Below are 19,396 nucleotides of genomic sequence, written 5' to 3'. Positions count from 1 at the left end.
GTATGGGCCGCGTGTCCACGACTTCGAAACACGGCGGTACTAATAGTCAGTCAGTTCAACCGCGAAGGGACCTGCGTCAATGGCTTCACGGGACGTCCTACCCAAAATGGCCCATGCCAAAGGATTCCATCTTTCATTGTCCCAGCGATGACCGCCGCCGACTATTCTTATGTGAGCAACAGTCCCAGCGGCGCAGTTTAACCAAAGCCTTGTTACAACGATTGTACCGTCTCGCACTTCATTTTGCTCGTGACGTTGAACATCATAGCGATTGCAGCCGTTGAAGGCCGTCCATCGCAGGAGCGTATCGTCAGTTTCGGTTACTTGCCCAAACTGTCTTTCGCCTGCGAAGGCAAGCCAAGGCACTTGAATTGCTCCGCCATAAAAGGGCACCAATTGATCGCGTGTGCCATTCACGAGTGTAAAATCCACACCTGACACACCCGCGCAATCGGCGACGGCCATTTCAGGCATTGGCATTGTAAATGCTGTCAAGCTGGCGACTGGAAGACGTTGCGCACAGGTTAGGGCGTAGCTGGCCATTGCCCCACGAGACATGCCTATGAGGTGGACCCTTTCCAGAAACGGGTAAAGCAAGAGGGCTTCTGCCCAAAGCGCATCGAAATAAGCAAAATCGTCAATTTTTGGAGGTGGGGGTGTTCCATCGTAATTCGGAATTGATCCTAGGTCTCCAATAAACCAGTTTGCGCTCGTTTTCTCACTCTGCGCATGGACGACAACAGCATTTCCAGACAATGCGAGCTCCTCATATCGCCCACGTGTAGTCGCGATAGTACGTTCTGCGGTACTTCCAAAGCCATGCACTACAATGATGAGATCTCGTAGATTTTTCGCATCGTGATTGCCACTACCGGCGTAAAGCAAAAAAAATCGTTCTGGGCCACATTGCTGGCAGTCAATTTCAACCCTTTTGCCCTTTGGTCGGATGGTGGTAAGTTCCCAAGCTGCAAGCAAAGCAACCCCAAAAAACAAGATCATGATTAGTCGGCTACGTCCTATGCCCACAATTGTCATAGCCGCCCCTTGCCGCTAATCTGAAGTTGAGCTCGCTCATCCGCGCGCAGCCAAATACGCAAATGGAATATCACGCTGAATCTACCATGGCATCAAGAAAAACCGGAGGCGGTCGTAAGTCCACCCAATGCAATGCTGGATGTTCTGGGTGGTTCCGAACAGGCGTCTCTTCATGCTCTTTTACAAGGCGTTCGTGTTGGTAAAGTCGGCAAGTCTCAAATTTCTCTGGGGCATTCTGTATTTGTAAGCGCATTTACGCTAAAGGATGGCGGAAGCTTGTTGTTGGAGTTGCCTGCGCCAGTTGAGATCGAGGCGGCTATATCAGAGGCAGGAGATCTTGCTGGTCGCGGTAGCTTGACCAGTGCTCATCTCATTGTTTGCTTTGGACTCGCAAATTGGAGCGGCCGCCTTCTTGTGATCTCAAAACGAGCATTTACTGACTTTGTAACGGATGAATGGCCTGAGATACAGTTAGCGGCTTCCGAAATGAGGGTCTTGCAACAGCTCATTGTCGGTCAAAGCCCGCGCGGAGCGGCCATGTCCGACGGTATAGGGTACGAGACGAAACGCGGTTATATTAAGGCGGTCTGCCAAAAACTGAACCTTGCTGGACAAACCGAACTAGTCAGCGCGGTCCTTGGACGCCTCCTCATTGCCATCAACTCTTCCATCATTGCGTCAGATCCTGCTCCAAGTTCGACAGCGCTCAAGATTTATCAAGGTAGATACCTGCCTGAAGACTCTCGCGTACTGCAGATGTTGGACGAACAGGGGCGCACACATCGCGTTCTTGATATTGGAGCGCTCAGCGCAAGGCCTGTGGTGGTCGCTGTCTCTTCGATTCCTCCCTATTGGGGAGAACATATTGTCAGCGCCATCTCAAAAAGACGGCTTCGGCTGCTTATTCCCCTGCGGCACGGAGTGCTTGATCCCCATGCTCGGACGCTAACGCCTGATGCATTTCACGAGCACGCCATTGCGGGTCTAGCCCTGACCAAGGCCATGCTTGCTGGAAAAGATGCACCTGTTCTTGGGTTAAGCTCTGGCGGAAATAATGCCATTCGCTTTGCCAACAGACATCCAGATTTGGTGCAGAAGCTAATCCTCGCCTCCATGACTTTTCAACCTCCTCGGAACAGCACTCTACTTGCTCGCTTCTTGAGTAGTTTTTCACAGATGGTGCTCAAAAACCCTGCAGTTGTAAGCATTTATGTGGATCAGATGCTGCGCCTGCATCAAGATCCAATTCGGTTTCGCCGGATGAATGACAGGATTTTTCCGCCGGACAGTGCTGATGGTCGCGCGATGCAAGTGGAATTTGAGCAACCTCGCGCACTGGAAGCCTATATGCATTACTACCAGAATTCGCCTGCATTTCTAAAGATGGATGCACACGCGGGTTTTTATGTGACCGAGTCAGAATTTCTAACCCTGAGCTGCCATGTCCACGTTTGCCATGGAACTGCTAACAGTTGGGATGAGATTCAATCAATCCGTAGACTTGCAAAAGCCATGCCTAATGCTGAGCTAACAGAGATAGACCATGCGGGCCACATCTTGCGAGCTAACAACTTAGAAAAGGTCTTGGATATAGTTGAAGAAAACGGCTAAAAGAGGCCTTCACATTGATATAGGAGAGCCTTCGCCCCCCAATTGGGGGGTGAAAAGCCTCACGTCTTTCTTCTAGTTTCGGCACACCTAGAGGAAAGGACACTAAAAAATGAAACATATCGCTTTCGTTGGTCTCGCAATGGCAAACCTATTTGCGCAACCAGCAGCAGCAGGCATATCTTGCCTCTTTTCAGAATCCGTAATTCACACTTCGCAAGACCGTCACTGCTCTGACAACTGCGGCGGATGGGCGGAAAGGCAGCCAAACATTCGAGTTCAGTTGCCAATGCCTGAGAAATGGGCAGACTCAGGTGCCTTTTTCCGTGAGCCACAAGCGACTTGTGCAGGTGTTGGTTGCCCATGGGCAGTGATAAATAGCGTTTCGAGCACAGACTCAGGTCAGACTGTCGTAGTTTCATACAGAAATTGGGGCCGGCCAATCGAAGTAACTGTTCAGGCGGACGTTTGCATTCTCGAAGTAGACTAACCGCGCGTCAACACGAAGGACGTGGTTTGTATCTCTCGTAGAAGACGGCAAACTTTGGTCATCTTCAATCGGCATTGTCTTAGGATTTAGATTCCTTCGCAGACCTTGCCCACCCACCTATAAAGGAAAATACCTTGAATATCAAAGACAACTTTTTCGTCTCTCTTCTAGGAGTATGTCTGCTGGCATTACCGGCAACAGCACAAACTGCTGATGTGAGTTTTCAAGATAATGGAACTAGCGCTGTGCTAACAATGACCAACGAAACTGGTCGAGAATGCTCCCTCACGTTTAGTATCGAATACTATGGTCGCTTGATCAACAGCGCACCTCCGCGGTGGTATGAGAAGGCACGAGGCACATGGACGCTGCTTGCGGGCAACGAGCGTTCCGAAGAGTTCTATGAAAATGATGCGACGACGTGGCGCCAGCATATCCTGGCTGAGCACTGCAGCTAGGCAATTGAACGTCGATGGGGCCCAATCGCTTTCCGAGGAAACAGGCGAACGCAGAAGGCTATAGTTGAAGTCAATCCTAGCGCTAAGAAATTTCTTTGATCTTGGCAGTGCCGAAAAGCCAGTTTGAGAATGCGGGCGCTCGTTCAACAAAGACTAATGTCTAGGGGAAGTAGGCGCGGCATTAGGTTCCGTCAGCAAGTATCAGGTCTGGAAAGGCCGTGATGAGCGCCCGTGCACTTTCAATGTCTCGCAGATAGATACCCAATGCATCGGTCGCTGTACCCCTTGATGAATAGACGGCGTAGAAACCCATCCCAACTTCCGTGCCGAGCCAGGCATGTATTGCGTCCCGGCGCATGCCAAACCTACGCTCGGGCACCGCAAACCTAACCCTGACCGGAAAGGCCAACTCATCAATGCTCTTTTGCGGGGTGGAAGCAAAGGCACCCAACGTATAACGCCGGATGCCGATTTGGCTACCATCCATTCTTAAGTAACGTGATAGCCAGGTTCCAAGTTATTCATTCATCTTGAAGAATCTGCGCAAGATCATCATTTGAAAGTCCACCAATGATGAAGTCGCCTGGTTGACCTGCCGTTCCGGTAGCGCCCTGACTACCCGCCCCACCGGGCTGACCAGGTTGTCCGTTAGCGCCGTTACCACGGCAGTACGGCAGTTGCTGAGCTCCACCACGACCGCCGTCACCACCCGGCCCCGGATTTCCTGCGACACCACCAGAACCCCCTGCACCTTGCCCTAACCGAACTCGCAAGAGTGTAGTAGCAAGTGCAAGTTCATCCTCGGAGGTCACCAAAACAAATGTTCCGCCGTCGCCTCCCGTGCCCCCTGTTCCTCCAGAGCCGCCATCTCCACCATTACCGCCGCGTGCACCGTCACCGGCACCCCGCCTGCAATCGAAAGCCGATTGTGACGCACTGCGCCCGTTACCTCCGACACCACCGCGTCCCCCAGTTTCACCGCGCCCGCCTTGGCCGCCTGGCTGACCAGCAAGCTCGACGATAATAGGGCTTGTCGGATTGCCGACCACCATCGTCAACGACGGACCGTCGGTGCCAGAATATCCCTGATTTCCCGCGCCACCTGGAGCACCTGGTTTTCCAGTACGCTCGTCGCCGGGATATCCTCCGGCGCTTGTGGCACTCCCACGATCAGGCGGTACTGCCAGTGGGCTCGCGGCCCAGGTTATAGTGCCCGGGTTACTTTGGTCGACAGAGATGATTTCGTTGGCCATGATGTAGAGATTGCCCCGCTGCGCTATCGCTTCCGAAGAGAAGATGAGAGTTGCCCCCGGATCGAATTCGATCCGTTCAGCGGAAAGAAAGAACGAGTCCCATATCCGGTCTCCAGATATTTGAATGACTCCGTCGGTAGGTGGCAAGCGGAGCGACTCGACATTGTAAACTTGTGTGCTTAGTTCGACCTCGTCCAGCTGAGCCGGAACCGTTTCATTCTGTGCGACTACTTGCGCCGGAACCAGGACACACATAGCTAAGGCGGAAGCACACACAGTTGTCGAAATTCTATAGCTGTTCATTTTCTATACTCCTCAAATGCTTTTTGAGACTACTGTGTGGACCATTGCCATTGGTGGCCAACCCATGCACCGCCACCGTCGGCTGTTATTCCGCCCGTGATATTGCCCGTTGGGCCGTTGCCCTGCCCGACGCCGTTTTGATAGTCATTGCGACGAAGATACTCTTGGTATTGCCGCTCGGCGTTTTGCGACTGAATTCGATTGTAATAGTCGCCGGTATCTGTACTTCGCAGATTTTGGCAGGCCATGGAGTACGCAGGTTGGCATGAGCCATACTGTTGAGCGTTTGCGTTGATTGGAGTCGCCGATAGTAGTAGCATTGATGCCATAGCTTTGACGCTAGTTGCCAAGGAGCCCTTGGACTTATGTTGGTGTTTGTGAATTTTTGTCATTTTTCTCTCCATTGGTTTCACGCTAACTTGATGCGTGCGGAGAGGTTTAGTTGGCGTCCATCATCAGATCGTCATCGCACTGAAAATACGAAGCTTTTCCTCTATCTTCGCCTCTCGAAGCCCGCCAAGAGCAAAGAACTGTCTGGGAGCTGAAATTGGACGGTGACCTAGATAACTTGAGGATTGGAACACGAGATGGCGCGATTAAGGCGATAGCGCAAGTCTACGGACCCTTTCGTTTGAATCTTCTCTCGGGTGCGGACATCACTCCGAGTAGTCCTTTGCGTCAAGCAATACTTGCCGTACTCTTGGAAGCGCGGGGTCAGACTAAGTCGCGGCGAAACCTTCAAGATATGTTCTGGGGTTCTGTGACTCTATCAAAGTCCAATGCCAACTTGCGAACAGTCATTTACCTCTTGAAGAAGGATCTCGCCGCACTGGGAGGTAATGTTGTTAAAGCCGACCGCAATGTTGTGTCATTGTCACCTAGTCACATTTCTTTGGACCGAAGCAAAACTTCGGGTGCGACATACTTGGAAGGTCTAGACCTTCAACTTCTTGATTGCGAGGGGTTCGAAGATTGGCTTCGTGAGAAGCGAAGCGAGAATGAACTTCTCGACGAGCAGTCACAATCGAAGATTTACACATCCGCTCACCTGTCATCCTCCTCATTGCGGCCAATGGCTTTAGGCTTTTTGCCGACAATCCATGCTGGTCTGAACAGTGCAGAATTGGTTCGCACAAATTCTGTTCTCGACTCAATTGCTCGCTCTGTGTCCCAAACGACAGAGTTGGACATACATGACATGCGGGGCTTTGATGTAGAGTCGGTGCATTTGCCAATCGAGACCGGAACAGGTCCAACGCACCTACTTCAGCCCTTATCAGAGCACCGTGACGGTCGTTTGCAAGTGTCACTGCGACTTCGAGAGGCTGGCTCACAACGAATTGTCTGGGTGTCAGAGCCAGTAGATGCCTTCCACACGTCCTCGGAAGACCAAGCGGCCGTTGCAACCGAGACACTGCTAGAACATCTTGCAACATGCAGAGTTTCGTCCGATGCGCCTGACTTATTTCCTTGGACTGCCATCACCGCTCTTTTTTCTTTGAATGACGAACTCATTCGTAGAACCGAAGAGCAGATTGAAAGAATGATTGAGGCTGGAGCGCCGAAGGTGTTTGAATGCCTCAGATTATTCGCACAGGTTTTCAAGGAAAACGAGGGTGTCGAAATGGCGCCATGCATCACGCCAGAAACTCTTTGCGAACTGATATCCGAGGTCCCAAACGCTAATCCGATGTTACCTCTATGGCAGAGCCTCGCGGGATACTCGGCTCATATGTTGCTTGGCGAAAACGATTTGGCGGAGCAGTTTCTCGAAGGCTCCTATGCTCGTGCACCAACCCTTGCGCTCAACCTCGATCACCTAGCAGTATTAAGAATGATGCGAGGGGACCTCAATGGTGCAGAGGCGGCTTTTCAACGCTGCCAAAAAGTTGGTGCTAGCAGTCCTTGGCGCTACACCTACGATGTCACAGGATCGATGCTAGCCATGGCACGTGGCGACTACCGCACATCGCTCATGTTCGCCAACCGTGCGTTGATGCGTAAGCCGAGATTTATCGGTGCCCTGCGATATGCGATGGCCGGTTTCGCATTGATAGAGAACCAGAAGGATGCGCTGAGAATGCACTCGCGCATTCGATCGCTGCGCCCCGATTATGACATGGGTGGTTGGACGGAGAGCATGTCTCGCCGCACTCCGCGCAATCTAAGCACAGCACTGGTTGCAAGCTTTCAGCGAAGCGGAATTGTTTGAATAAATAGGAAGACAGCATGACAGACGAATGCGAACCGCCCGAACCAATCGATTGCACGACTGATGTCTGGGAAATATTGAAGAATGGGTGGCTTTTGGTCGATAATGACCGACTAGACCTGCGATCTCGCCTAGGCGACCCATCAGAACCGCCGCCGATAACTAGGCAGAGCACGACAGGTGTTGGCGGAGGACTTTTGCACAAGGCGCTGCATAAGTCCCTACACAAATCGCTCCATAAGAGCCTGCACAAGAGTCTTCACAAATCTGCATACGACTCAAGTTCTTACGCCTCAAGTTCTGATGGTCTCAATTGGCCTGGGATCGAGGTTCCTTGGCGAGAACTCACGCGCCTATACGAACTTCAGAGAGATTTCGAATGGGACCGTTTCCCACCTGATGTGTTTCCCCCACCTCCAGCGGTTCAACAAAGGCTCGACGAAGCAGTCAAACTCATTGAGTTACAGAATAGACTCCGCGAGCCGGATCAAGGGTATCGACGGGAGCGCATACGCGTCGAGGCCAGCAATGACTTAACAGCATTCATGTTGCCACTCGGTGCGGATGTGACCACACCAGGTGGCCAGACAGCGGCAATGTTCCAAACCATTCTTTGGCTTGGAAGCTTAATCGGCCTGCTATACAAGGAGCGCTTTAATGCTCCACGACCGCATGTGCTTAATCCTTCGCTGGAGCCGTTCATTCCGGTTCCCGCGTTTTCCTCTTACCCATCCAACCATGCTTTTCAGTCTTTTTTGATTGCCGAAGTATTCACACGCGCTGTGCCAGAACATCCAGGTGGCGAGGCACTTTTTAGTGCAGCGAAAGAGGTTGCGACGAACCGAGAGTACGCAGGACTTCACGTTCCATCAGATACAGAAGCAGGTCAGTTACTTGCGCGTCTTTGCGCCCCAATGTTTGAAATCATACTTGAAGACCGGATCCGTGCGGTACGCGCAGAATGGTTGGGGGAGGGCTATTTCGTATGAACAGCGATCTAAGACATCCGAAACCTATATATTCCGCTGACGATGAACTGCAGTACGTCGACGAGCACTCTGACTACTACTGCCACCCGTCCGGCACGGGCTTTCGCCCTGCATTCCATTCGCTTTGGCATTTAAAAGAGTTGGGCGTAGTAGGCGACCTTGAAAACTATGTCAGCGCAGCTTGGGACGAAGCAAAAGCCTATACAGACGATGCCAAACACCCACCCATGCGCGTCGTAATTATTGACACGCCGGTCGATTACAATCACCCAAATCTCAAAGATACTATCAATAAATCACTAATGCGGGACTTTAGTAGGTTCGACTTGGGAGCGTTCGCCGTTCTCGATACAAGAGTTGTGCCACACAACGACGTTGAAAGAGAGAATATTGAACTTGCTGTTGAGGCAATAGATCCTGACTTGTCAGCCGCAATTGCCAGCGAGCGAACGTGGATCGACGCCAACAAGCACAACAATGAATTACTAAAAATGAGCGAGTTGCAAGTTTTTGGAGCTCATGGCACCGCCGTGGCTGGCCTGATAGGTGCAAGACCGACAACGATCAATCTGCGCGAACCCGCATTCTTTCATGGTCGCGAGGATGGTTTCTACGACAAGTCGGTGATCCGCCAATGTGTGGAGTTGCCCTACACGGGAATGAATCCCTTCTGTGAGATCGTACCTATCTCGGTGTCAGCGTCACCACGACCCGAGATGCTAATCAATGCGATTCAATACGCGCGAGCCGTCTCTCCTGCAGTTGTCGTTATCGCCGACTCGTGGGAAAGGCCTCAAGACTGGCGTGGGACGATCTGGGAAGACCTTGAACAGGCGTTTCTTAGTCTTTGCGAAGGAAGTCTCGTATTTTGCGCAGCCGGCAATGAAGACTTGGAGAAATTGGTATACCCTGCATCATTAAGTTCCAAAACGCAGGGTCCATGGGCAGTGGGGGCATGCGAAAGGTATTACACCGACACTGAGGTCATTGTTAACGACCTGAGCTATTCCCCTGATTTCGAGACTGCTATTGGTCTGAAACAAACCTCCGATGGTCAGGATATGTCCCAATGGATGATCCGAACGCTAAGTACCGAATTGCCGCGCTTCGATACTTCTGAACAAAAGATAGATCCTTGGGAGGCTATCGACAAAGAGCTTGGCAGCCCGAAGGCAACGGGTTTGTATCCTCCTCGAGACATCATCGCCACCGATCTTCCAGGGCGGTTCGGGTATAATCCTGCCTCCTACGAATACGTGCCCTCGCCAGAAGGAGAGCATTACGAAATAGCCTCACTGTTTTGCCGGTTCGCGGGAACATCAGCTTCAGCAGCAATCGCAGGTGGGCTTGCCAGCCTCATCCCACCAGAAAAGCTGAATTTGTCACGTCCAGCTAGGGAACCTGACGACGTGTCTGGCGACTTGGCAAAAATGCTGGACTTGGGCCTAGCCTATCGCTTGTTCAGAAAACGGGATCATTGAAATTGGTCATAAATACTATTCTCTTGGTGAACCGACTATCGCTTCACATTTGCTGCGGCGACCCTAGCGGCCGTCCATGGCACTGACCTGTCGAGGTTACAGCTTCAGAATCTTGCTGTCGCAAAAAACTTCCAATCTTCCGAGCGGCTGGATTGGGTGGTTTTCACTGCAATCAATTGGTTCACTGCGCATATTGAAGCGGACCTTGGCTAGTCTTCAATCAGATCGAAATCGTCCCCACTCGACTGCTTTCCAATGTTTTTTTTCCTCTTCGGCCGTTTGCGACCGTTTGGCACGTATTCATCTTTCAAAGCACGCTCAACGAGCCATGTCGCAGTGTGCCTTGGAAAACCCTCACCGTAGTGACGGATCAGATTAATATAGCTAAACTTAAGTGCTGATAGCTTGCAGAGTTCTTCATCGGTGTCTGAATTACTGACCACCAAGCCCCCACCTTTTGGTACAAGTTTGATGTTGCTGTCACTTAACCGCTCAGCAAGCTCACCCCATGTCTTCGTGTTGGCAACGGCACTTGCAACGATTTCTCTCAAAGTATCCAAGGGGATATCGTCCGCATCGTTCGGTTTTGATGGTTCGACCGCGCCCATCTCAACGCTAATGCGTTCGGAAACACTATCTATGGGCGCGACTTGGGCGGGATTGCTGACGTTAATCACTGCCGAGGTGCTGCTTGACGATCTCTCCAATTCGAAGGTCATTTCGGGCAATACCGTTTCCCAATTGTCGCGATTTAGGTAATGAACAAAGTCTGTGTCATTATCCGCCTTACCCCAGTGAATGACCGCACCGACGTGTCCCGCCACAAAGACATGCCCTGCCGGGGGTTGCCATGCCTTAGCCATGCGCCCCAGCGGTCGACCTTCCAGGTTCTCCAAAGTCCATCGTAAGCGGTGCGGCGTTCACACCTGTCTGGCTTAGTTCCAAGGCAATAACTGATCGATGTTGGTCTGTTTGTGCCCGCCTGCGATGGCAGTCAGAACACCAGACAAATAGCGATGCGGTTCGATGCCGTTGAGTTTGCATGTTTCGATCAGGGACGCGATGATGGCCCAGTTTTGTGCCCCAGCATCGTGACCTGCAAAGAGCGCGTTTTTGCGGTTCAGAGCGATGGGGCGGATGGTTCGTTCAACGGAATTATTGTCGAGTTCGATGCGACCGTCGTCGAGGAACAGGATCAGCCCGTCCCAGTATTTGGCGATGTACTTCAGGGCCTCCCCTGTTGGAGATTTGCTTGAGACGCGTGCGCGGTTTTGGGCGAGCCAGAGCTCGAAGGTATCGATGATGGGTTTTGAGCGCTCTTGCCGTGCGGCGTGGCGTTGGTCGGCAGGCAGGCCGCGCAGGTCTTTTTCGATGCGATAGAGTGCTTGGATTTGGGCCAGACCTTCCTGCGCAATCGGGGCAGTACTGGACTGGGTGACCTCATGCAGTTTGCGACGAGCATGCGCCCAGCAGTAGGCCAGTGTCACATCTTGCGTCGGTCGTTTGAGCAAGCGGTTATAGCCAGCATAGCCATCGACCTGCAGGATGCCGCTGAAGCCCTTCAAAATGATGTCTGCGTGCTGACCAGATCGTCCTGGCGCGTAGGTGAACGCCACGCCAGGTGGGTCATCGCCACCCCATGGCCTGTCATCACGGGCCAGCGCCCAGAAGTATCCTGTTTTGGTGCTTTTGCGCCCCGGCGCCAGAACCGGTGCGGGTGTTTCGTCCATGAAGAGCTTGGTGGAGCGCTTCAGATCAGCCATCAGGGCATCATAGACAGGGGTCAATTCGAAGGCCGACTTGCCCACCCATGCGGCCAAGGTCGAACGATCCAGCTCGATCCCTTGGCGGCTGTAGATTTGCGCCTGCCGATAGAGCGGCAAGTGGTCCGCATATTTTGAGACGAGCACATGGGCGAGCGTTGCCTCAGTCGGCATGCCGCCTGCGATGATGTGGGCTGGCGCCGGAGCTTGTGTGATCCCGCCTTCGCAAGACCGGCACGCGTATTTGGGGCGACGGGTGACGATCACCCGGAACTGCGCGGGAATGATATCCAGCCGTTCGCTGACATCCTCGCCGATGACATGACGCTCCGCCCCGCAAGCGCAGGAGAGGTCAGGTTCGATGAGCTCCTCGACCCGTTCCAGATGCTTGGGCAATGATCCGCGATTTGTCTTGCGCGGCTTCGGGGGGCGGACCGGCGCGGTGCGTTCGTCGGCGTCAATCTCGGCTTCAACCTGGGCGATGGCGGTCTCGATGTCTTCGAGTTCCAGCTCATACTGGGCGGGATCAATCTTCTCGGATTTGCTTCCGAAGAGGGCTTTCTTGAAGGACGCGACCAGCGCCTCAAGCCGCGCATTCTGATCCTGTTGCGCGCGGATGATTGCCTTCAATTCGGCAATGTCATTTGGCAATTCATCGGGCACACTCATGCCCGGGGCCATAACAAAACAAGGGCAGAATAACCCGCGCAAACGCCCCTGTGAGTCACTCCGCCGCAGCCGGAGCTGCCACCTCCAACGGCCGCACCCGTCGCCAATCCAGACCCGCAAACAACGCCTCAAACTGGGCCGGTTCCAACCGCATCACCCCGTTCTTAATGGCGGGCCATGTGAAGCTGTTATCCTCCAGCCGTTTGTACGCCATCACCAGCCCGCTACCGTCCCAATAGATGAGCTTCAGCCGATCTGCCCGCTTGGCGCGGAAGACATAAACCGACCCATCAAATGGCTTCTGGCGCAGTTGATTCTGCACCAGCGCAGCCAGCCCGTCATGGCCCTTGCGGAAGTCCACCGGATCACTGGCCACATAAATACGGACCTTGTGGGACGGTGTGATCACTTGCCCAAAGCTCCTGCGATCTCCGCGATCCGCGCGGCTGGCGTTGCCCCATCAAGACGAACAATGACGTTGCCTCTGATCACATCAATTGTGCGGGAGGACGCGGCAGGCAGAGGTTCGGCCAAAGGCGCAGGAGCCTCGATCTCAACTGGCACAAAGTTCATGCCGTCCAAACTTGGCAGAACCAGCTTGCCCTGTCGTGCCATCCGACGCCAATCAGACACCGTGCTCGGGATCAACTCATACCGTTTGGCAACGGCGTTGACAGTCTCGCCTTCAATCAACGTCTCTGCCACGATCCGCGCCTTCAACTCAGGCGGCCAATTCCGCTTGCCATCCGCACGACGAGGTACCCTTGCCAGAAACTCGCTTGTAGCTCCCATCGAGAAACTCCCCACAAATCAAAGAAGTCTCTGAATCGCAGATCAGGCGTTATGCCGTAAGTGTGGGGCCGGCGCACCGCTTACAGTCCATCGACCATCACGATGGATCAATCGGATTTCATCCCCCACCTTCGCTGCGGCGATGGCACGGTGCGCAGGGTGGTGTTGACCCAAACGTCCTGCAAAGGACAGATCGACCGACGCTGTGTCCGGCAACTGGTAATGCTTAGCGGTCGGTAATTCTGCGCGCATGTCGGCCGCAATCGACCGCCGGATGACACTATCCCCTTCCGGTTTGAGGAATAGGTGTTGACCGGTGGTCGTCAGTGCCAAGGTCTTTTGCGCACGGGTCATGGCCACATAGAAAAGACGCCTCGGCGCATCCGCATCTTCATTGTCTGACTTCGCTTGCCAGCCACCATCCAGAATGATGACATGATCGAATTCCAGTCCCTTCGCACGATGGGCGCTGAGCAAAAGCAAACCACGTTGGTCGCCGCGCGTATCCCGTGACCACTCGGCCAACCATTCGATGGCATCAAGGGCTGGCATCGTGCCTTTGCCGAGCTCGCGCGCAAGTGCTGCGATGCCTTCGGCGATGATATCGATCCAGCGGTTTCTGGGCTGCTTGTTCAACAACCCAATGATCGCTTCAATCGACAGCAGCATGCCTGGATCCTGCCGCATATCCGCAACGAGGGTTTGCATCTCCCTCAGGCGCCAGATGCTGGGCAAGGCCTCGTTTGCTAACTCAACCAGTATGTCCAGCTTTTCAGCGTAGGAACGCACAGGACCCAGCCGCTTCCATTCACGCGCTATGATTGCGGTCCGATCCCATCGAAATTCACGATCCAGCTTTGATATGCGGACAAGTTCATCAACCGCCGCAATGGCATGAGGTATTTCCCCGGCGGCACAGTCCAAAAGCTGAACCCGACCCTGCGCCACGGCGTCATGTTGGGCCATTGCACCACCAGCAGGTGCTGACTGCCTGCTACGATTGACGGTGATGTCATGTTCTGCCTTCATGCGGTCTTTGCCGGGCCGGATCACCGCATTTGCCGCTGTGATGATGGCCTGGGTTGATCGATAGTTTTCGATCAGGAAGGCTGGGCGTGCGCTGTAGTCTTCATCGAACTTGCGGATGTATTTAATCGACGCACCTTTGAAGGCGTAGATATTCTGATCGTCATCGCCAACGGCAAACAGGCTTAGCTTGAGGTCGGGATCGACAAACGAACGTCCAGCGACGGCTGAAATCAACTCGTACTCATGTGGCCCGATGTCCTGATATTCATCGACAAGGATCCAGCGGTAACCCTGGATCAGCGCATCCCGCTGCGCCTCTGCATCGCTGGCACTCAGGCCTTCGCCTTTTAACTGGTCGATCGCCTCCAAGATCACGGCATCAAAATCATGCTCATCGGATCGCCCACCCGCAAAGCTGGCCCCGACCAAACGCATGGCCAAGGCGTGGCAGGTCGAGATTGTCACCCCGTTCGCGTCATCACCCACCAGATTGCGCAAGCGCGCCTTCACTTCCGTTGCGGCATGACGGTTGTAAGTCAGGACCAATATCCCCCGCGCTTCTTCACGCTTTATGCGCAGCAGATATGCGATCCGGTGGACAAGCACCCGCGTCTTGCCAGAGCCTGGCCCGGCAAGGACAAGAACGCTTGTTTGCTCACGTGCGTCAGTGACAATCTTTTGCTGCGCTGGATTTCCCAGCACATCAACAATCGCCTCCCAAGAGGCACTTGTGGTCTGTCGCTTAATTTCGCGGGTTTTGCCCGGCATCCAGCGGTCTAGAAACGTATCATTGTCACTGGTGAAATAATCCGCTGACAATTTCTGCGCTTCGTCTATTTCGACCAAGCCACGTTCTGCGTAAGCCGCCATGACATACGTCTGCATGGTCTGTTCCGCATAATGCTCTTCGAGCGGCGCGAAGTGCGCCTGCGTGAAGCGGGCTGCCTCGCGGTTGAGGTAAACGGTCATCGCTGGCCGGAAAACCGTTAGCCCCTTGCCAAGCGTGACAATGCTTTGCTCATGCAACCACAACAAAGCGCGTTCAAGCAGCTTTGTCATATCGCGGATGCCGATCGTTTTGAGTTCGATATCTTCGGTGATCACTTGAAGAAGATCACCGACTGTTGTTTCGACCTGAAGGTCCTTACCGCGTGTGCCGCCGGGCACCAGACCTGTCAAAAATTCAAGCAGGCTCACAGCAGCTTTCCTGCGAACTTCGGCCGTTTGGTCAATGATGCCCCACGACCGATTGAGTGTAACCGATAGCGCATTGCGCGACGCCTTTCTGATACTCAGATTTCCGAGCCCGCCGTCTTGCTCTCTGCCATCTCGTGCAATGCCGCGCAGCAGACGCTCTACGACATCCGGACGTGCGCCCTTGTGATCTTTGTCGCGGAGGTGCTGGCACATCTCAGACAAGTGCAGTGAAACAACTTCGGACTGCCCCGTATCGGGCGCAGCTTCGCGCATGACGCCGATCAAGCTCTTTTCGAGCTCAGCTGCGGCGGCAAAACGCGCAGAGGAATGCCCCTCAACGCCGACATGTACAAATATCGTGACGGCCATGTCGTTGCGCGCGATCCCAAAGGTCTCCAAGTCCGCCATCGCCTTGTTCAGCTCTTTCGGCAACAGGCCGCTAACCCCACAAAGCCGATCAGTGGAAATACCTTCGTCGGCGGGTGCATCGATCAAATGTTGCACGATAGCCAACAAAGCCTTGCGCCGGGTCTGAGTCATCTGCACCGCATTCAATTTGCGCTCTGCCTCGACGACAGTGCTGATTGTCAACGATGATGGATAAACCTGAACGCGATTTTCTTCCCGTGAAAGCAGCTTTGCCTCTTCTAGCCAGGACACTGCCGTTTTGACCCGTGTGTCGTCGGTTGTGCTGTCCCGCTGGAAATCCCGGTCCTTTTCTTCCAAGACGATTTCCCCGGAGGTCGCCACGACTTTTCCGGTCTTTCCCGTGCGTTCATCAATCCGCCGGATCGCCTTCAGGATTGCACCAATCTCATGGCGCGCAAGTCGCGACCGGGCCGATAGTTGAAACTGCCGCTCCACGTCATCGACCGCGTAAAGAAGAACGCAATTTGCATCCTCTCGGTCACGCCCGGCACGCCCAGCCTCTTGCAGGTAGTTTTCGAGCGATCCCGGAATATCGCAATGGACCACAAGACGAATGTCCGGCTTATCGATCCCCATGCCAAACGCATTTGTGGCTGCAATAATGCGCAATTCGCCGACACGAAATTTCTCTTGGATATCTTTCTTTTCATCAGGGCTGAGCCCAGCATGGAAATGCGCCGTTGCCATCCCCTGATGCGCTAGAAATCCAGCAACACGTTCCGTCGATTTCCGGCTGGAACAATAAACGACAGCGCCTGATCTCCCGTCTTGCGGCAGCATCTCTGAAATCACATCATAAACGTCACCCAGCTTTGTTTCTCGTCGCGTTGGCTGTACATCAAATGCAAGGTTGTGGCGGGCTGCTCCACCGTCCAGCAAAATCAGGTCAGTGCCGACACGGCTTCTGAAATGCTCGGAAATATCGCGCACGACCTCAGGCTTCGCCGTGGCGGTCAAGCAAAGGATGGGTGCAGGCGCATCGCCAGAGAACTCTTTTATGAAACGCGAGACATAGCGTTAGTCGGGCCTAAAATCATGTCCCCATTTTGAGATGCAGTGGGCCTCATCAAGAACCCATAGGCCGATTTCGCGTTGTTTTAACGTGGTACGTATCGAGGTACTACGAAGCTGCTCCGGGGAGATAATCAGGATGCACGCATCGCCCATACGGACTTTCTCCAGCGCGTCCTGACGTTCCGGCATGGACATCATGCCATTGACGGTTACCGACGATGAGATGCCAGCGCGCTCCATGCCTTGCACCTGGTCAGACATGAGCGCCACAAGTGGTGATATCACGACGGACAGGGCACCTGTCTTGTCAAATTTAGTTAGCGCCGGGATCTGATAGCAAACGGATTTACCGGTGCCTGTTGGCAGGATACCCAAAACGCTGCTCCCGCCCATGGCCTCATCAACGATGCGTTCCTGCAGAGACTGCCCGCTAGCATCTTGTGGTTTTTGTCTGAATGCTTCGAACCCAAACCACCTCCGGAGTGCTGCAACTGGTTCACTTTGCTCGGCGCACCACTTGCAGCTCGGATTCTTGCAAGAGGTATCGCGGAGATGCCGTACGATGAGAGACGCTTCCTTGAACTGGGCGCGAACCCACGGCGGCATAACGGAATCGCCACCTGCGACGGAGATCCAAGACAACGCATAAGCCATCGGCCAACCTATGTTAGCGTCATCCAGGCGACTGTAGACCTGTTCAAGGCGTTTCTCGCAAACCTTGTTCCTGACCAGACGGCCTATAGCCGCAAGCGCCTCCGGCTGCGTTGGCCTCTCCGTTCCTCTTACGTGACCGAACACGGCGTCAAATCCGGGCGATAGATCCCCACGCGTTGTGAGCCAGTGATAAGCCAACATTGCATCAGGCGTGTCTCGGTTGAGCTGATCGAAGGCCTCCAACTGGTTCGCCAAAACCTGAAAGACCAACTTTGCATCAAGCTCCGGATCATTCAGGTGCCCTGCCTGCAACCGCCCGTCATGGTAGTGCTTGACTAAGTGATGATAGGGATTGCGCGGAAAGGCGAGCGGGTTCAGCCAAAGTGTATCAATGGGTGCCTGCATGATCCGGGCCAGGCGTGGTCGTCGCGCCAAAAGATGCGCCATATCGTGTTGCAGGAAGTTATGGCCAATCGGATGTTCAATGCCATTAAGTGCCTGTTCCAACCGATCAAACCCTGCTTCAATCCGTTCCTCTTTCGAGACAATTGATGGGCTTTGGTCGAATGGAGCCGCCGCGAACGCGAAGATCCGAGCCGTCTTTGGATTGACTTCTAAATCAATCGACAAAGACCGCTTCAAAAAAGCGCGATGCTTCTCAGGCATTGAATATAAAGTATCTGAGTCAATCATTTAGCAAGATGGAATACAAATCTTAGGATGTGTGCAACTAGAACGTTATTGCTGCAGAATGCAGGTCGAACCGCGCAACGAACGTATTTCAATAGCTTCGTTCGGGTCTAAATCCGAGGGTGGCCGTTCGAAGCTCAGATTTGGCTTGGTTTACCGCTACTGCTTGAAACAGTTCTCACGATGCCACGACACGAACTCTGCTCGTGGTCGTTCGGCAGCCCTCTCCGGCACCAAAAGCTTGCCTGACGCATTGATCATCGACTTCACCGCATCCGGATCGTTGGTCTGTCTCGAAACCATAACCGACAAATCATCCGACAAGCCAACAAGTCCCCTGTCGAACATCCAATGAGCCGTACCAGACAATGCGATGCCATTGCTGATGATATCGGGACCGTCGTGTTCAACCGGCCGGATATGTGCAGCTTCCACCTCTGCGCGTCCACCACCGTTGATAAGGCGCAAACCCGTGATCGCGCAGCGCTCGCCGTAAGCGCGGAGAACTGTTTTGCGGAAGTTGCGGTCGCGCACCGCTCTGTTGGTCAGTTGATTGATCCGTTCTCTGGCGGCTGGCAACTGAAAAGGGGTTTGGTCTTCTTTGAAGCCGCCAGTTTCACTGGCCAGACCGATCCGAGGTAAGATGTCATGATCTGTCCCAAGACCTAGCTGGACGATCCGGGCGAAATCAGTCGGTGACAGTGGCCGAACCGCAGCCTGAGCCCGTCCGGAGATCTTACCGAAATCATTGAGCAGACCCTGCTCGACAACCTCGTGCTCATGGCGAAACGGTACTGGATCGCCAAAGTCGAGATATGTGCCCGGTTCAATTACCGCCAAGTGCATGTCTGCTTCCCTGGAATCAGGGATGATCTCCTGGACTTTGGCGACAGCGAAATAGCCCTTGGTGTTTCTGACCTTGCTGGGTTCGAGATATACAATCCAGTCACCCTCACATTGCTGAACGCGGGTCAGGTACTGTTTTGGAAACTGATATCGCTCCGACGGCACGTCGTCATAAATGGAGTCAGTTCGGTGGATAAAAACGCCAAATCCCATGATTTCGAAGATGACCGCAAAGGATCAGGCTGCCAACCCATCAAGCCATGCGAATTGCGGCGAAGAGCGTGATGCGAAACTGATGATCCTGGATGAATGGAAACAAGTTGCCCGTTTTATGAAACATGTTTCCATGCACCTTGCGCCATAAGAGCTCGCGGATTCAGCACGACAAATTGCGATGAGCGAATGTGGGGTTCAGCCAACGTGGCCTGCTGCCGGTTTCGTGGACGGCACCTTAAGCTTTCATAGCTCGCTCCTCGAATGTGAT

General features: G+C 53.6%; 15 protein-coding genes and 1 pseudogene. 5 read left to right on the top strand and 11 right to left on the bottom strand.

What is annotated here, in order from left to right:
- Positions 1-39 precede the first annotated feature (39 nt).
- On the bottom strand, positions 40-999 hold the full coding sequence (locus tag SLH47_RS24665; RefSeq protein ID WP_320243602.1) for a hypothetical protein: 960 nt from the start codon (positions 997-999) through the stop codon (positions 40-42).
- 168 nt (positions 1,000-1,167) lie between these two features.
- On the opposite strand from SLH47_RS24665, the gene SLH47_RS24660 reads away from it, so the two are divergent.
- Positions 1,168-2,646 carry an alpha/beta hydrolase gene (locus SLH47_RS24660; protein WP_320243600.1) on the top strand — a complete coding sequence of 493 codons (1,479 nt, stop codon included), beginning with the start codon at positions 1,168-1,170 and terminating at the stop codon, positions 2,644-2,646.
- Between the two features lie 621 nt (positions 2,647-3,267).
- Complete coding sequence (locus SLH47_RS24655) at positions 3,268-3,591, top strand: hypothetical protein (protein ID WP_320243598.1); 324 nt, start codon at positions 3,268-3,270, stop codon at positions 3,589-3,591.
- Positions 3,592-3,772: 181 nt separating this feature from the next.
- Here SLH47_RS24655 and SLH47_RS24650 read toward each other — a convergent pair whose 3' ends face one another.
- The 4 genes from SLH47_RS24650 to SLH47_RS24635 all read right to left on the bottom strand — a co-directional run bounded on the left by SLH47_RS24650 (position 3,773) and on the right by SLH47_RS24635 (position 5,539).
- Positions 3,773-4,078: a hypothetical protein gene (locus tag SLH47_RS24650; RefSeq protein WP_320243596.1), complete on the bottom strand. Its 306-nt coding sequence runs from the start codon at positions 4,076-4,078 to the stop codon at positions 3,773-3,775.
- 30 nt (positions 4,079-4,108) lie between these two features.
- Positions 4,109-4,342 carry a hypothetical protein gene (locus SLH47_RS24645; RefSeq protein WP_320243594.1) on the bottom strand — a complete coding sequence of 78 codons (234 nt, stop codon included), beginning with the start codon at positions 4,340-4,342 and terminating at the stop codon, positions 4,109-4,111.
- A gap of 57 nt (positions 4,343-4,399) precedes the next feature.
- Entirely contained in the window at positions 4,400-4,570 is a 171-nt protein-coding gene (locus tag SLH47_RS24640) for a hypothetical protein (protein WP_320243593.1), read from the bottom strand.
- 606 nt (positions 4,571-5,176) lie between these two features.
- The gene (locus SLH47_RS24635; protein ID WP_320243591.1) at positions 5,177-5,539 is read right to left on the bottom strand and encodes a hypothetical protein; all 363 of its coding nucleotides are present in this window, start codon (positions 5,537-5,539) and stop codon (positions 5,177-5,179) included.
- Between the two features lie 416 nt (positions 5,540-5,955).
- On the opposite strand from SLH47_RS24635, the gene SLH47_RS24630 reads away from it, so the two are divergent.
- From SLH47_RS24630 to SLH47_RS24620, 3 genes are read left to right on the top strand one after another with little or no spacing between them, the layout of a single operon-like run.
- Positions 5,956-7,359 (top strand): hypothetical protein, encoded by a 1,404-nt coding sequence (locus SLH47_RS24630; protein WP_320243588.1) that lies wholly within the window; start codon positions 5,956-5,958, stop codon positions 7,357-7,359.
- Positions 7,360-7,376: 17 nt separating this feature from the next.
- On the top strand, positions 7,377-8,348 hold the full coding sequence (locus SLH47_RS24625) for a phosphatase PAP2 family protein (RefSeq protein ID WP_320243586.1): 972 nt from the start codon (positions 7,377-7,379) through the stop codon (positions 8,346-8,348).
- Complete coding sequence (locus SLH47_RS24620) at positions 8,345-9,829, top strand: S8 family serine peptidase (RefSeq protein ID WP_320243584.1); 1,485 nt, start codon at positions 8,345-8,347, stop codon at positions 9,827-9,829. The genes SLH47_RS24625 and SLH47_RS24620 overlap by 4 nt, the downstream gene beginning before the upstream one ends.
- Before the next feature lie 209 nt (positions 9,830-10,038).
- On the opposite strand, the gene SLH47_RS24615 is transcribed toward SLH47_RS24620, so the two are convergent.
- From SLH47_RS24615 to SLH47_RS24590, 6 genes and pseudogenes are all read right to left on the bottom strand, one after another.
- Entirely contained in the window at positions 10,039-10,692 is a 654-nt protein-coding gene (locus SLH47_RS24615; RefSeq protein WP_320243582.1) for a hypothetical protein, read from the bottom strand.
- 72 nt (positions 10,693-10,764) lie between these two features.
- On the bottom strand, positions 10,765-12,261 hold the full coding sequence (tnpC, locus tag SLH47_RS24610) for an IS66 family transposase (protein WP_320243580.1): 1,497 nt from the start codon (positions 12,259-12,261) through the stop codon (positions 10,765-10,767).
- 55 nt (positions 12,262-12,316) lie between these two features.
- The gene (gene tnpB, locus SLH47_RS24605) at positions 12,317-12,670 is read right to left on the bottom strand and encodes an IS66 family insertion sequence element accessory protein TnpB (protein WP_320243578.1); all 354 of its coding nucleotides are present in this window, start codon (positions 12,668-12,670) and stop codon (positions 12,317-12,319) included.
- Positions 12,667-13,053: a transposase gene (locus SLH47_RS24600; RefSeq protein WP_320243576.1), complete on the bottom strand. Its 387-nt coding sequence runs from the start codon at positions 13,051-13,053 to the stop codon at positions 12,667-12,669. Before SLH47_RS24600 ends, tnpB begins: the two co-directional genes overlap by 4 nt.
- Before the next feature lie 81 nt (positions 13,054-13,134).
- A pseudogene (locus SLH47_RS24595) lies at positions 13,135-18,042 on the bottom strand (RecQ family ATP-dependent DNA helicase); the annotation flags it as partial.
- 183 nt (positions 18,043-18,225) lie between these two features.
- Complete coding sequence (locus tag SLH47_RS24590) at positions 18,226-19,125, bottom strand: HNH endonuclease (protein ID WP_320243574.1); 900 nt, start codon at positions 19,123-19,125, stop codon at positions 18,226-18,228.
- Between the last annotated feature and the right edge of the window lie 271 nt (positions 19,126-19,396).

Origin of the sequence: Cognatiyoonia sp. IB215182, from assembly GCF_033963905.1 — a bacterium.
Taxonomy (GTDB): domain Bacteria; phylum Pseudomonadota; class Alphaproteobacteria; order Rhodobacterales; family Rhodobacteraceae; genus Yoonia.
This window is presented reverse-complemented; position numbering and strand designations above follow the sequence as displayed.